Raw genomic sequence first — 14,335 nt, 5'->3', positions numbered from 1 at the left:
ATTGCCAAAACGCATTTACCTTAACATTAGACGATTGTCGCATCCGAAAAATGAAGGGTAAAAACCGTAATTACAATAAATGGAGTAGAACATGGCGTGGAATCAGCCCGGAAATAACGGACAGGACCGCGACCCGTGGGGAAGCAGCAATAATCAAGGCGGCAACTCTGGGGGGAATAAGGGAGGACGGGAATCCGGGCCTCCTGATCTGGATGATATCTTCCGTAAACTGAGCAAGAAGCTTGGCGGACTGGGCGGTGGCAAACAGAGCGATAACGGTCAGCGCGGCTCCGGCAGCGGTGGCAAACTGGCTGGCATCGTCGCGGTAGCGGCGGTCGTCATCTGGGCTGCAAGCGGTTTCTACACCATCAAAGAAGCGGAACGGGGCGTGGTCACGCGTTTCGGTAAGTTCAGTCACCTGGTCGAACCAGGTCTGAACTGGAAGCCGACCTTCATCGATCAGGTTCGTGCGGTCAACGTCGAGTCGGTGCGTGAACTGGCGGCGTCTGGCGTCATGCTGACCTCTGACGAAAACGTGGTGCGCGTAGAGATGAACGTGCAGTACCGCGTGACCGATCCGGAACGCTATCTTTATGCGGTCACCAGCGCCGACGACAGCCTGCGTCAGGCGACCGACAGCGCGCTGCGTGGCGTAATTGGTCGTTCTACCATGGATCGCATCCTCACCGAAGGTCGTACCGTGGTGCGTAGCGATACCCAGCGTGAAATTGACGAGACGATTCGCCCGTACAACATGGGCATCGCGGTACTGGACGTCAACTTCCAGGCGGCCCGTCCGCCAGAAGAGGTGAAATCTGCGTTTGATGACGCTATCGCCGCGCGTGAAAACCGCGAGCAGTACGTCCGTGAAGCGGAAGCCTACGCTAACGAAGTTCAGCCTCGTGCGAATGGCCAGGCGCAACGTATTCTGGAAGAGGCGCGCGCTTACAAAGAGCGAACCGTTCTGGAAGCGCAGGGTGAAGTGGCGCGTTTCGCCAAGATTCTGCCGGAGTATAAAGCGGCGCCAGAGATCACCAAGGAGCGTCTCTATATTGAGACCATGGAACGCGTACTGAGCCATACCCGCAAAGTTCTGGTTAACGATCGCGGTAATAATCTGATGATGCTGCCGCTGGACCAGCTGATGCGTGGCGGTCAGGCTGCATCCGGCCAGCACGGTCAGAAGGGCGGCACCAGCTCGTCACTGCCTGCGCTCTCCGATCGCAATGCCAGCCGCAATGACACGTCGTCATACAGTCCGGATAACATCATGGATCAGCGCCGGGCGAATGCTCAGCGCAGCGACAGCCAGCGCGAAGGGAGAGAGTAATCGATGCGTAAGCCAATAATATTTTTAATTATCGTCGTGCTGGTGGCGCTCTATGCGTCGCTGTTTGTGGTGCAGGAAGGCGAGCGCGGCATCGTGCTGCGCTTCGGTAAAGTTCTGCGCGACGGCGAAAACAAGCCGCAGGTGTTTGAGCCGGGTCTGCATTTCAAGATCCCATTCCTGGAAACGGTTAAGACGCTGGATGCACGTATCCAGACCATGGACAATCAGGCCGATCGCTTCGTCACCAAAGAGAAGAAAGATCTGATCGTGGACTCCTACATCAAGTGGCGTATCAGCGACTTCAGTCGTTACTACCTGGCCACCGGTGGCGGGGATGTCTCTCAGGCGGAAGTGCTGCTGAAACGTAAGTTCAGTGACCGCCTGCGTTCGGAAATGGGCCGTCTGGATGTGAAAGATATCGTTACGGATTCCCGCGGTCGCCTGACCACGGACGTGCGTGACGCGCTGAACACCGGTTCTGTCGGCAGCGATGATGAAGTGGCGACGCCAGCGGCAGATGACGCGATTGCCAGCGCAGCGGCCCGTGTTGAGCGTGAAACCAACAGCAATGAGCCCGCTCCGAATCCGAACAGTATGGCCGCGTTAGGTATTCAGGTCGTTGATGTGCGCATCAAGCAGATCAACCTGCCGACCGAAGTGTCTGATGCGATCTTCAACCGTATGCGCGCTGAGCGTGAAGCGGTTGCACGCAGCCAGCGTTCACAGGGTCAGGAAGAGGCGGAAAAACTGCGCGCCCAGGCGGATTATCAGGTCACGCGTACGCTGGCCGAAGCGCAGCGTGAAGCGCTGATCACCCGCGGTGATGGTGATGCGGAAACGGCCCGGTTGTTTGCCGATGCGTTCAGCAAAGATCCTGACTTCTACGCCTTTATTCGTAGCCTGCGTGCTTACGAAAACAGCTTCAGCGAAAATCAGGACGTGATGGTGTTAAGCCCGGATAGCGACTTCTTCCGATATATGAAGGCGCCCTCTAACGCGACACGCTAAGAACTGATATAACCTACAGGCCGACAATGTTGTCGGCCTTTTTTTTGGGTATCAGAATGAAAACAAGCATCTGGATGGCACTGGCGCTGGTGTTAGTGCTCGAAGGGTTGGGGCCGATGTTTATGCCACGCCTCTGGCGACGCATGATCCTGTCGATGACCCGCTTACCGGATCGTCTGCTGCACCGTTTCGGTGGCGGACTGGTGGTGGCAGGCATGGTCATCTACTGCATGCTGAGTCTGCACGGCAACGTCTGAAACCGTGGCTGAAACCGGCTAAATTGTGCCTTTTTGCGCCAGAATCCCCAACATGTTGTAGTGATCAAAACTCAGGCAAAAAAGCGCGCAATCGTATGCTAAAAGTGCTGAAAACAGCGGGATCAGATGATAGAATCCTTTTTTAAGCAATCGGTGATTTTGAGAAATGGGTAAGAACGTCGTCGTACTGGGCACCCAATGGGGTGACGAAGGTAAAGGTAAGATTGTAGACCTTCTGACTGAACGCGCGAATTACGTTGTGCGTTATCAAGGCGGCCACAATGCGGGCCACACGCTTGTCATCAACGGTGAAAAAACCGTCCTCCACCTGATCCCTTCTGGCATTCTGCGCGATAACGTGACCAGCATCATTGGTAACGGTGTTGTGCTCTCTCCTGAAGCCTTAATGAAGGAGATGAAAGGTCTGGAAGCGCGCGGGATTCCGGTACGTGAACGTCTGCTGATTTCTGAAGCCTGTCCGCTGATCCTGCAATATCATGTTGCGATGGACATGGCGCGTGAACGTGCGCGCGGTGCCAAAGCGATCGGTACCACCGGCCGTGGCATCGGACCGGCTTATGAAGATAAAGTGGCGCGTCGCGCACTGCGCGTCAGCGACCTGTTCAACAAAGAAACCTTTGCTGCCAAGCTGAAGGAAGTGGTCGATTTCTACAACTTCCAGCTGGTGGAGTACTACAAAGAGCCAGCCGTCGATTTCGACAAAGTGCTGAGCGATGTGATGGAAGTCGCTGACATCCTGACCGGCATGGTGGTTGACGTCTCTGAACTACTGGACAGCGCGCGTAAGCGTGGCGATCTGATTATGTTTGAAGGCGCGCAGGGTACCCTGCTGGATATCGACCACGGGACCTATCCTTACGTGACCTCGTCCAACACCACCGCAGGTGGCGTGGCGACCGGTTCAGGTATCGGTCCGCGTTATGTCGACTACGTGCTGGGTATTGTGAAAGCGTACTCCACCCGCGTAGGTGCAGGCCCGTTCCCGACCGAGCTGTTCGATGAAACCGGTGAGTTCCTGTGTGCACAGGGCAACGAGTTTGGTGCGACCACCGGACGTCGTCGTCGTACCGGCTGGCTGGATGCGGTAGCCGTTCGCCGTGCAGTTCAGATCAACTCCCTGTCAGGTTTCTGCATGACCAAGCTGGACGTGCTGGATGGCCTGAAAGAGGTGAAAATCTGTGTCGCTTACCGTATGCCGGATGGCCGCGAAGTGACCTCTACGCCGCTGGCAGCAGAGAACTGGGAAGGCATTGAGCCGATCTACGAAACGCTGCCAGGCTGGAGCGAGACAACGTTTGGCGTTAAGACGCTGGAAGGTTTACCTCAGGCGGCGCGTGATTACATCAAGCGCGTTGAAGAGGTAACGGGTGTGCCGATTGATATTATTTCAACCGGTCCCGATCGCAGTGAAACCATGATTCTGCGCGATCCGTTCGACGCATAATGATTGAGGCCGGACGCTGTCCGGCCCTTGTTTTTCCACTCTCTGATGCCACTTATCTTCCCTTCGCTTGTCAAACCCGGTGCTGACTGAAAAAAACGCACGGCCAATCACACTCTGGTTTATCATCGTAGTTAATCGAATGGCGATCCGATTTAATCCCGACACCCATTGTAAGGCGAACAATGTCATGCAACGCCTGAAGGTTCACTGAGGTTACTGTGCAGCTCACGAGTTTTACTGATTATGGCTTACGGGCCCTGATTTATCTGGCCTCGTTACCTGAAGGCCAGCAGACCAATATTACTGCGGTAACCGACACGTACGGTTTGTCGCGTAACCATATGGTCAAAATCATTAATCAGCTGAGCCGGGCGGGCTATGTCGCTGCAACACGGGGTAAAAATGGCGGTATTCGTCTGGGTATGCCGCCGCGTCAGATTGTGATTGGTGAAGTGGTCCGCAGGATGGAGCCGCTACAATTAGTCGATTGCCCCTCCTGCTCCATTTCGCCCGCCTGCCGTCTTAAACAGGCGCTGCATGATGCAGTACAGCGATTTTTGCAGGAGCTGGATAACTATACGCTGGCCGATTTGGTCGAAGGCAATACGCCACTTTATGAAATCATACTGTCCAAATCGCCGGCGGATATAAATATTAAATGACATCGGAGGAACCGTTATGTCAAAAGATCCTTTTCAGGATAGAGAAGCTGAAAAATACGAAAACCCTATTCCAAGCCGTGAATTTATCCTGGCTTTATTAGAAAAACGTGAAAAACCGGCCAGCCGTGAAGAGCTGGCTGAAGAGATGAATCTGCACGATGAAGAGCAGCTTGAGGCGCTGCGTCGCCGCCTTCGCGCCATGGAGCGTGATGGTCAGCTGGTCTTCACCCGCCGTCAGTGTTATGCCCTGCCAGAACGCCTCGATCTCCTGCGCGGTAAAGTTATCGGCCATCGTGATGGCTACGGCTTCCTGCGGGCGGAAGGTCAGAAAGATGACCTCTATCTTTCCGCTGAACAGATGAAATTCTGCATGCACGGTGACGTGATCCTGGCGCAGCCACTGGGTGCCGATCGCAAAGGCCGTCGCGAAGCGCGCGTGGTCCGGGTGCAGGAACCCCGCAACAATCAGATCGTTGGCCGCTACTTTACCGATGCCGGTGCCGGCTTCGTGGTGCCGGATGACAGTCGCCTGAGTTTCGATATTCTCATCCCGCCAGAAGAGACGATGCAGGCCCGTATGGGTTCCGTGGTGGTGGTAGAGCTGGTGCAGCGCCCGAACCGCCGCAGCAAAGCGATCGGTAAAGTGATTGAAATCCTCGGCGAAGATATGGGCACCAGCCTGGCCGTGGATATGGCGCTGCGCACCCATGAAATTCCGCACACCTGGCCGCCGCAGGTAGAAGCCCAGATCAGCCAGCTGAAAGAAGAGGTGCCGGAAGAGGCGAAAAAAGGCCGCGTCGATCTGCGCAAACTGCCGCTGGTCACCATTGATGGTGAAGATGCCCGTGACTTCGATGATGCCGTCTACTGTGAGAAAAAGCGCGGGGGTGGCTGGCGTCTGTGGGTCGCGATTGCCGATGTGAGCTACTACGTTCGTCCGGGCACGCCACTGGATGATGAGGCGCATCAGCGCGGCACCTCGGTCTACTTCCCGTCACAGGTGGTGCCGATGCTGCCGGAAGTGCTGTCGAATGGCCTCTGTTCGCTTAACCCGCAGGTGGATCGCCTGTGTATGGTGTGCGAGATGACCATTTCGACCAAGGGTAAACTGACCGGCTTCAAACATTATGAAGCGGTGATGAACTCCCATGCGCGTCTGACCTATAACAAGGTCTGGAATATCCTGCAGGGCGACAAAGAGCTGCGTCAGCAGTACGCGCCGCTGGTTAAAGATCTTGAAGAGCTGCATAACCTCTATCAGGCGCTGGATGCTGCCCGCGAAGAGCGCGGCGGTATTTCGTTTGAGACGGAAGAGGCGAAGTTTATTTTCAACGCCGAGCGCCGTATTGAGCGGGTGGAACGCGTCTCCCGTAATGACGCCCACAAGCTGATCGAAGAGTGCATGATCCTGGCAAACATCGCCTCGGCACGCTTTGTCGAGAAAAATCAGGAACCGGCGCTGTTCCGCGACCACGATCGTCCGACCGACGAGAGCATCAAGAGCTTCCGTACCGTGCTCAATGAGCTGGGACTGAGCCTGCCAGGCGGCAACAAACCGCAGCCTGTTGACTATGCGGCGCTGCTGAAGCAGGTGGCCGATCGTCCGGATGCGGAAATGCTGCAGACCATGCTGCTGCGTTCCATGAAGCAGGCGGTGTACGATCCGGAGAACCGCGGCCACTTCGGTCTGGCCCTCTCCTCCTATGCTCACTTTACCTCGCCGATCCGTCGCTACCCGGATCTGACGCTGCACCGCGCCATCAAATATCTGCTGGCAAAAGAGCAGGATGAAGGCAAAGGGCTGGTTCAGCGCGCCATTAAGTACCTGATGCCGAAAGATCGCAGCGTTGCCAAAGATCTGACGACCGCGACCGGGGGCTATCACTATGACATGCCGCAGATGCTGCAACTGGGCCTGCACTGCTCCCTGACCGAGCGCCGCGCAGATGAAGCGACGCGCGATGTGGCGGACTGGCTCAAGTGTGACTTCATGCAGGATCAGGTCGGTAACGTGTTCAACGGCGTCATCTCCAGCGTCACCGGATTTGGCTTCTTTGTGCGCTTAAACGATCTCTTCATTGATGGTCTGGTGCATGTCTCCTCACTCGACAATGACTACTACCGTTTTGACCCGGTAGGGCAGCGTCTGATTGGTGAATCGGGCGGGCGCACCTATCGCCTGGGTGACACCGTGGAAGTGCGGGTGGAAGCCGTGCATATGGACGAGCGTAAAATCGACTTTGCCCTGATCTCCAGTCAGCGGCAGGTGCGTGGCGAAGGAAAAACCGCGCTCGACCGCGCAAAACGCGACGATAAAGCGCCAGCGAAGCGCCGTCGCGATGCGAGCCGTAAGTCTAACTTCGAGCCGGACGCCGCCTTCCGGGGAGGCAAAGGCAAATCTGCCGGGGCAAATAGCGAGAAAAAAAGTAAAAACGTCTCGGAAAAAACCCGTAAAATCGCCGCCGCCACAAAGGCGAAGCGCGCCAGAAGAAAGACTGAGTCTGACTGAGGCGCGTCACCGCCTTTTCTCTCCGGAGAAAGGGCGGTTATTCTTTTCATTTCCAACCACTGAGCAGATTGATGAGCGAAATTATTTTTGGTATCCATGCCGTGCAGGCGCTGCTGGAACGTGCTCCACAACGTTTTCAGGAAGTCTTTATCCTCAAAGGCCGCGACGATCGTCGCCTGCAACCCGTGGTCGCCGCGCTGGAAGCTCAGGGGATCGTCATTCAGCTGGCGGAGCGTAAATGGCTCGACAGTCAGGTCGAAGGCGGGGTGCATCAGGGCATCGTGGCACGGGTAAAACCCGGCCGTCAGTATCAGGAGGGCGATCTGCCGGATCTGCTGCAGAGCCTGGACAAACCGTTTCTGCTGGTGCTGGATGGCGTCACCGACCCGCATAATCTGGGCGCCTGTCTGCGCAGCGCGGATGCGGCCGGTGTGCACGCGATTATCGTGCCGAAAGATCGTTCTGCCCCTCTGAACGCCACCGCCAAAAAAGTGGCCAGCGGCGCGGCGGAAAATGTGCCGTTGATCCGCGTCACCAACCTGGCGCGTACGCTGCGTCTGCTGCAGGAGTACAACATCTGGGTTGTCGGCACCGCAGGTGAAGCTGACCATACCGTCTTCCAGAGCAAAATGACCGGCCCGATGGCGCTGGTGATGGGCGCAGAGGGTGAGGGCATGCGTCGCCTGACCCGTGAACATTGCGATGAACTGATCAGCATTCCGATGGCCGGCAGCGTTTCGTCGCTCAACGTCTCGGTGGCCACCGGCGTCTGCCTGTTTGAAGCGGTGCGCCAGCGCAACGCCTGATCCCCGATGTGATCCTCGCCACAAATTAGTTTCTGTACCAGGCATAACCCCGCGTCCTTCGCATACTTACGGAGTGACATCCGCGAGGAGTGGTTATGACCTGGACAACACACACCGTTTTTAATCAGCCCCATCCTCTCAGCAACAGTAATCTGTTTCTTTCCGATACGCCGCTCAGCGAAGCCCTTTCCCGTGAGGGGGCCGGATGGGATCGGGAATGGCTGACCTCCGTTGGCTCACAGCTCGGCGGAGCCGAGTCGCTGGAGCTTGGCCGGCTTGCCAATACTGAACCCCCTGAGCTGCAGCGCTATGACGCCCGTGGCGTGCGGCTGGATGAGGTCCGTTTTCACCCCGCCTGGCACCTGCTGATGCAGGGCGTCTGCGCCAGCCGCCTGCACAACCTCAGCTGGCAGCCTGCGGTTCGGGAACAGGCGAGCGTGGCGCGCGCCGCGCGCTTTATCCTGCATGCACAGGTTGAAGCGGGCACGCTCTGCCCGATGACCATGACACACGCTGCCATTCCGCTGCTGCAGACCTGTCTGCCCGCCGCATTTGAGGGCTGGCTCGATCCGCTGCTCAGCGACCGCTACGATACCCATGCGCAGCCTGGCGACCTGAAACGTGGCCTGCTGATCGGCATGGGAATGACAGAGAAGCAGGGGGGCAGCGATCTGCTTACCAGCACCACCTTTGCAGAACCGCTTGAGGCGCGCGGCCCCGGAGAAGCCTGGCGGCTGACCGGCCATAAATGGTTCTTCTCCGTGCCGCAGAGTGATGCGCATCTGGTACTGGCGCAGACGCCCGCCGGATTAAGCTGCTTCTTCCTGCCGCGACTGCTGCCCGACGGCACCCGCAATGCCATTCAGCTTGAACGGCTCAAAGAGAAGCTGGGCAATCGCTCGAACGCCAGTTGCGAAGTGGAGTTTCGCGAGGCGACGGGCTGGCTGCTGGGAGAAGAGGGTGAAGGGGTGCGGCTGATCCTGAAGATGGCCGGGATGACGCGCTTCGACTGTGCACTCGGCAGTCACGGGCAGATGCGGCGGGCCTTCTCGGTGGCACTCTGGCATGCTCACCAGCGTCAGGTGCAGGGGAAAAACCTCGTGGATCTGCCGCTGATGCGGCAGGTGCTGGCTCAGCAGGCGCTGCAGCTGGAGGGGCAGACTGCGCTGCTGATGCGCCTTGCGCGCGCCTGGTCGCAGCCGGCGAAACCGCATGAGGTCACCTTTGCCCGCTTATTTACCCCGGCCGCTAAGTATCAGATCTGCAAAGCGGGCGCGCCGTTTGTAGCGGAGTCGATGGAGGTGCTGGGCGGGATTGGCTACTGCGAAGCGAGTGAGCTGCCGCGTCTCTATCGTGACATGCCGGTCAACAGTATCTGGGAGGGGTCGGGCAACGTAATGTGTCTGGACGTCCTGCGCGTGCTCGCCCGCCAGGCTGAGGTGGCTGAGATGCTGAATCAGGAGTTTGAGGCGGTAAAAGGAAGTAACCGGCATTTTGATGCGCGCTGGCGTCAGCTGCGGCTGAGACTCAGCCACATCCCTGAAGAGCAGGCGCGCGAGGTCACCCGCACGCTGCTACTGCTGGCGACGGGCGCTCAGCTGCTGAAATATGCCGAGCCGCCGCTGGCCGATGCCTGGTGCCAGCAGTGGCTCGACCCGCGCGGTTCACGCCCGCTGGAAGCCGCAGTGACCGATCGTTTACTGGCCCGCGCCTGTGGCCGGTGACGCACCATAAAGAATCGCACTGGCGTACCACAAGCCAGGCATCACCGTTTCACTCAGCGCCACGATCTGATAGTAAACCGCTCCGGCCTGATTGGCCCGGGCGGCCACCGCCCGCTGGGCGTCATCCGGCGAGCCATGCACATTCACGGTGATATTACCCAGCTTCGGTAAGCCGCCACTCTGCGACCGTGAAATCTCCTGTGCCTGCTGCGTTGGAGCAGGCGGCGCTTCTGGCGTTGTCTGAAGGGCGGAACAGCCTGCCAGAAGCAGGCTCAGGATCAGTAAGTAAGCGGAACGCATAGCAAAACCCTTTTTCAGGACGAGACAGTAAGTGTATGTCATCGTCCTGAAGGCGGTCAGGCTTTAAGGCTGAATACGCTGACCAGCTGGGTGAGATGATGACCTTTATCACTCAGCGTCTGCGCACTGTTTTCCGCCTGCGCCACCAGCTCGCTGTTCTGATGGGTCGCCTGACTGATCTGATTCATCGCCAGATTAACCTGACCAATGCCCGCCGCCTGCTGCTGCGCCGCCACGTTGATCTCGCCCATCAGCGCCTGCACCTGCTCGATGTGCGTCACGATGTCACTCATCGCATCGCGCGTCTGTTCAGAGAGCTGATGTCCCTCTGCCACGTTGCCGATGGAGGTGGCAATCAGCCCATCGATCTCTTTGGCCGCCTGCGCCGACCGCTGTGCCAGTGCCCGCACTTCTGCCGCGACCACGGCAAAACCGCGGCCCTGTTCACCGGCTCGCGCCGCTTCAACGGCGGCATTCAGCGCCAGGATGTTGGTCTGGAAGGCAATCGACTCAATCACATGGGTAATGTCCGCAATGCTTTGTGAGGACACTTTAATCGCTGACATGGTGTTTACCGAGCGCTCCACCGTCTGGCTGCCGTGGCTGACGATTCCGCTGGCTTCCGCCACCAGGGACATCGCCTGACGCAGGCTGTCGGCGGTGTGTTCCACCGTTGCGCCAAACTGCTCCATGCTGGCGGAGGTCTGCTCGACGCTGCTGGCCTGACGTCCAATCTGCTCGCTGATGTTATGGCTGCTGACGGCGATGGTATCCGTACCGTCACTGATCTCCTGTGCGGCAACGCGCACCTGGCTGACGATTTTTTCCAGACCGTTTCCAATACCGTTAATTGCCACGATCAGCTGGCCTACCTCATCAGAGCGGGTGGTCTTCAGGTTGACCTGCAGATTACCGGCGGCATACTGCTCCGCCAGATGGATCACCTGCTGCAGCGGATGGGTAATGGCCCGGCGGCTGTACCAGACAAACCCCAGCGCAAAGATCACCACCAGAATCAGTCCGGTCATCAGGAACAGGTTACGGCTGTGGGTAATCGGAGCCAGCAGGCTGGCACGGTTAACTTCGCCGGTGATCACCCAGTTCCAGCCCGGCAGCTGCTGCCAGGCCAGGATTTTCTGCTCACCGTCAATCTCCACCTGCTGCATGCCCTGTGGCTGCGTCAATAGCGGCTGCAGGATAGCGCTATCCCAGCCGGGCTGTTTTCCTTCGTTGTGCTGGTCAAACAGATAGTTGCCCTGCGTCTTACCGGGCGTGCCGTTGAGCACAAAGAAATGACCGCTGTCACCCAGCCGGCGAGCCAGGATTTTTTCGCGCATCAGCGCATACTGCTTGTCAATGCCGACGCCGACGAAGAGGATGGCAACGACCCTGCCACTCTCATCCTTTACCGGCTGGTACTGCGTGATATAGCGGTGGCCGAACAGCGTGGCCAGGCCCTGATATGCCCTGCCTTCGTGAACGCTTTTCCAGGCGGCGCCGGTGCGATCAAGCTGAGTACCGATAGCCCGACTGCCATCCTCTTTTTTCAGCGAGGTGGAGATGCGGATAAAATCATCGCCATCGCGCACAAAAATCGTCGCCACCGCTGCGGTGCGGTCAGTGAAATCGTCGACGGCAACCTGATCGAGGTTCAGCGTTTTTAATCCGGCGCGCAGCACGGGCGTTGAAAATGCGCCCACCTGAATTCTGGCGCTGTCATCAAGGCTGAAGCGCCTGGGTAAAAAGCTGATAAACAGATTGGTATAGTGGCTCACCTCTTCGGTGAGGGTGGCGTTGAACATGGAGGCCATTTCATTAATGCCCTGCACCTGATTGTGCATGTCATCGATGGCGAGATTTTCCAGCTGGCGTGAGGCGTTGTGGCTTTGAGTCAGGGTGAGTACCAGCAACAGCAGCGCAACGCTGAGAGACGTCAGTACAGACAGCTTAACTCCAAGACTCAGGCCGCTGAGAGAGAGACGCGTCATAAATTACCTTTGAACAAGTTATGGGGGTACACCATCAACGGCAGGGAGGGGGAAAAGTTTAGGGCGAAATCCGGCCGCTAAGCGCAGCGGCACGTTTCGTTAAATCATCCACAGCACGTACACTGAAGCGGCACGCTTTCACCTCATCAGGAGAGACGATGATCGAACTCACGACAGAAACGCTGGCCGGTATTGAATGCCTGCACGCCACGCCTGCCGGACAGCGCCAGGCACCGCTGCCCACGGTGCTGTTTTATCACGGCTTTACCTCGTCGAAAGAGGTCTACGCCTACTTTGCGGTAGCGCTGGCGCAGGCAGGTTTTCGCGCGGTGATGCCCGATGCGGCGCGACACGGCGCGCGCTATGACGGTGATGCCGGGACACGCCTGGACCGCTTCTGGGAGATCCTGAAGCAGAACATTGATGAGCTGCCGCAGCTGGAAGCGGCGCTGCGAGATGAAAATCTGATCGCCGGTTCGTGTTTTGCGGTGGCGGGGGCCTCAATGGGCGGCATGACCGCCCTGGGGGCCATGGCGCGCTATCCACAGATTCACAGCGTCGCCTGCATGATGGGATCGGGCTATTTTATGCAGCTCAGTCACTCACTGTTTCCGCCGCGGCTCCCCGATTCGCCCGACCGGCAGGCGAAATTTGCTGCCCGTATGGCGCCTCTGGCGGAGTATGACCCCTGCAACCGGCTCACGGCACTGGCAGACCGGCCGCTGCTGCTGTGGCATGGCGAGGCGGATGAGGTGGTGCCCTGGGCGGAAACCGAGCGGCTGGAGAGAGCCCTGCGTGACAATGGCCTGGATCAGCATCTGACGTCGCTGTCGGAAAAGGGAATTGGGCATAAGATCACCCCCTCCGCCCTGACGGCGCTGGTCAGCTTCTTTCGTCATCAGCTGTAAACGATGAACGGGCGGAGCAGGATGCCGCCGCCCGTGACGCGACCGGTACTTACCAGCGCGCAGCCGATTTCTCAGCTGGACTGGCAGCCGCGCTGACCGGGTTTCGTTCCGGCCTGTCCAGCCGGTTAACGTAGACATAACCGGATGCCGCTTCACTGCTGTGACTTCTTATCTGCTGCGCACAGTCAGCATGGCTGGCAAGGGCGGGTGGAGACAGGAAGAGACCCAGGAAAGTGGCGATGACGAACGTTTTCATGCCCGACTCCTCACTTCAGGGAAGACACTCTGTGTGACGCCAGCGACCCTGTCGTGACGTCTGCTTTAATTTTAGCCACTGCCACTGCGAACGCCAGATCGTCCCGCTGAACCTCTCTGTCAGCGTTTTTGAACGATCCCGCGTTAACCCGCTGTTTTTACACTGTTCCCTTCCTGACCCACCGACTCCGCGTCCCCAGCCGCATTTTATTGAAATGCGCTTGAGTTTAGCCACGGTCGCCAGTATGATTACGCGTCAATTTTTCAGCCGCATTCTCAGGCTGTGTCCCACAAAGGCTCGTTACGGCGAACGGTTGTGGGACACAGCCTATAACGTTCCTTGCTTCCATGGGCCGCGGCTGACCCCGACAGGAGGCTGAATAATCCGTAAGGAGCAATTTCGATGCGTCATTACGAAATCGTATTTATGGTTCATCCTGACCAGAGCGAACAGGTTCCTGGCATGATCGAGCGTTACACTGGTGCTATCACTGGTGCACAGGGCACGATTCACCGTCTGGAAGACTGGGGCCGCCGTCAGCTGGCTTACCCGATCAACAAACTGCACAAAGCTCACTACGTTCTGATGAACGTTGAAGCGCCGCAGGAAGCGATCGATGAGCTGGAAACGAACTTCCGCTTCAACGACGCCGTTATCCGTAGCATGGTTATGCGCGTTAAACACGCGGTAACTGAAGCATCACCGATGGTTAAAGCGAAAGATGAGCGTCGTGATCGTCGCGAAGATTTTGCTAACGAATCCGCTGATGAGTCAGATGCTGGGGATTCTGAAGAGTAATCCATCGTGACGGTTAATCGACTGCGCTTGTCCGGCACTGTGTGCAGGACGCCGGTTCGAAAAATTAGCCCGTCAGGAATTCCTCACTGTCAGTTTGTGCTAGAGCACCGCTCAGTGCAGGAGGAGGCCGGGTTTCACCGGCAAGCCTGGTGTCGTATGCCGGTGATTATCAGCGGCAGCACCCATCAGGTGATTACTCAACATATAACGGTCGGCACGCAACTCACACTGGACGGTTTCATTAGTTGCCATCAGGCACGCAATGGCCAGAGCAAAGTGGTGTTCCATGCCGAGCAGATTGAATTGATAGATTCTGGAGACTAG

The 14,335-nt window shown here is 57.7% G+C and carries 14 protein-coding genes; 11 read left to right on the top strand and 3 right to left on the bottom strand.

The genetic code is table 11. The features are described from left to right. The first annotated feature begins 91 nt into the window (after positions 1-91). The 8 genes from hflK to OXR04_RS12400 all read left to right on the top strand — a co-directional run bounded on the left by hflK (position 92) and on the right by OXR04_RS12400 (position 9,761). Positions 92-1,330: an FtsH protease activity modulator HflK gene (gene hflK / locus OXR04_RS12435; protein WP_009087466.1), complete on the top strand. Its 1,239-nt coding sequence runs from the start codon at positions 92-94 to the stop codon at positions 1,328-1,330. A gap of 3 nt (positions 1,331-1,333) precedes the next feature. Beyond that, a complete protein-coding gene (gene hflC, locus OXR04_RS12430; protein ID WP_009087465.1) occupies positions 1,334-2,338 on the top strand; it encodes a protease modulator HflC in 1,005 nt (334 codons plus the stop codon). Positions 2,339-2,394: 56 nt separating this feature from the next. Then, positions 2,395-2,595, top strand: a complete 201-nt coding sequence (locus tag OXR04_RS12425; protein ID WP_009087464.1) for a DUF2065 domain-containing protein — start codon at positions 2,395-2,397, stop codon at positions 2,593-2,595. A 166-nt stretch (positions 2,596-2,761) separates the two neighbouring features. After that, positions 2,762-4,060, top strand: a complete 1,299-nt coding sequence (locus OXR04_RS12420) for an adenylosuccinate synthase (protein WP_009087463.1) — start codon at positions 2,762-2,764, stop codon at positions 4,058-4,060. Positions 4,061-4,278: 218 nt separating this feature from the next. Then, positions 4,279-4,722, top strand: coding sequence for a nitric oxide-sensing transcriptional repressor NsrR (nsrR, locus tag OXR04_RS12415; RefSeq protein ID WP_046102609.1), 444 nt, complete (start codon positions 4,279-4,281; stop codon positions 4,720-4,722). A gap of 16 nt (positions 4,723-4,738) precedes the next feature. Then, positions 4,739-7,231: a ribonuclease R gene (gene rnr / locus OXR04_RS12410; protein WP_267369888.1), complete on the top strand. Its 2,493-nt coding sequence runs from the start codon at positions 4,739-4,741 to the stop codon at positions 7,229-7,231. A 71-nt stretch (positions 7,232-7,302) separates the two neighbouring features. Then, complete coding sequence (gene rlmB, locus OXR04_RS12405) at positions 7,303-8,037, top strand: 23S rRNA (guanosine(2251)-2'-O)-methyltransferase RlmB (protein ID WP_009087460.1); 735 nt, start codon at positions 7,303-7,305, stop codon at positions 8,035-8,037. Between the two features lie 95 nt (positions 8,038-8,132). Continuing rightward, on the top strand, positions 8,133-9,761 hold the full coding sequence (locus OXR04_RS12400; RefSeq protein ID WP_267369889.1) for an isovaleryl-CoA dehydrogenase: 1,629 nt from the start codon (positions 8,133-8,135) through the stop codon (positions 9,759-9,761). Here the strand turns inward: OXR04_RS12400 and bsmA are convergent. After that, a complete protein-coding gene (bsmA, locus tag OXR04_RS12395) occupies positions 9,735-10,061 on the bottom strand; it encodes a biofilm peroxide resistance protein BsmA (protein ID WP_009087458.1) in 327 nt (108 codons plus the stop codon). The genes OXR04_RS12400 and bsmA overlap by 27 nt on opposite strands. Before the next feature lie 56 nt (positions 10,062-10,117). Next, entirely contained in the window at positions 10,118-12,049 is a 1,932-nt protein-coding gene (locus tag OXR04_RS12390; RefSeq protein WP_267369890.1) for a methyl-accepting chemotaxis protein, read from the bottom strand. Positions 12,050-12,207: 158 nt separating this feature from the next. Here OXR04_RS12390 and yjfP point away from each other — a divergent pair, with 158 nt between their 5' ends. Next, complete coding sequence (gene yjfP, locus OXR04_RS12385) at positions 12,208-12,957, top strand: esterase (protein ID WP_154929179.1); 750 nt, start codon at positions 12,208-12,210, stop codon at positions 12,955-12,957. 49 nt (positions 12,958-13,006) lie between these two features. Here the strand turns inward: yjfP and OXR04_RS12380 are convergent, their stop codons facing one another. After that, a complete protein-coding gene (locus OXR04_RS12380) occupies positions 13,007-13,213 on the bottom strand; it encodes a hypothetical protein (protein ID WP_154929178.1) in 207 nt (68 codons plus the stop codon). A gap of 402 nt (positions 13,214-13,615) precedes the next feature. Here OXR04_RS12380 and rpsF point away from each other — a divergent pair, with 402 nt between their 5' ends. Then, positions 13,616-14,011: a 30S ribosomal protein S6 gene (rpsF, locus tag OXR04_RS12375; protein ID WP_009087450.1), complete on the top strand. Its 396-nt coding sequence runs from the start codon at positions 13,616-13,618 to the stop codon at positions 14,009-14,011. A 6-nt stretch (positions 14,012-14,017) separates the two neighbouring features. Then, complete coding sequence (priB, locus tag OXR04_RS12370) at positions 14,018-14,335, top strand: primosomal replication protein N (protein ID WP_009087448.1); 318 nt, start codon at positions 14,018-14,020, stop codon at positions 14,333-14,335.

The sequence above is a fragment of the Pantoea sp. GM_Pan_3 genome, assembly GCF_026541045.1.
GTDB lineage: Bacteria > Pseudomonadota > Gammaproteobacteria > Enterobacterales > Enterobacteriaceae > Pantoea > Pantoea anthophila.
Note: the sequence above shows the minus strand (reverse complement) of the source record. Positions and strands in the feature narration are given on the sequence as shown.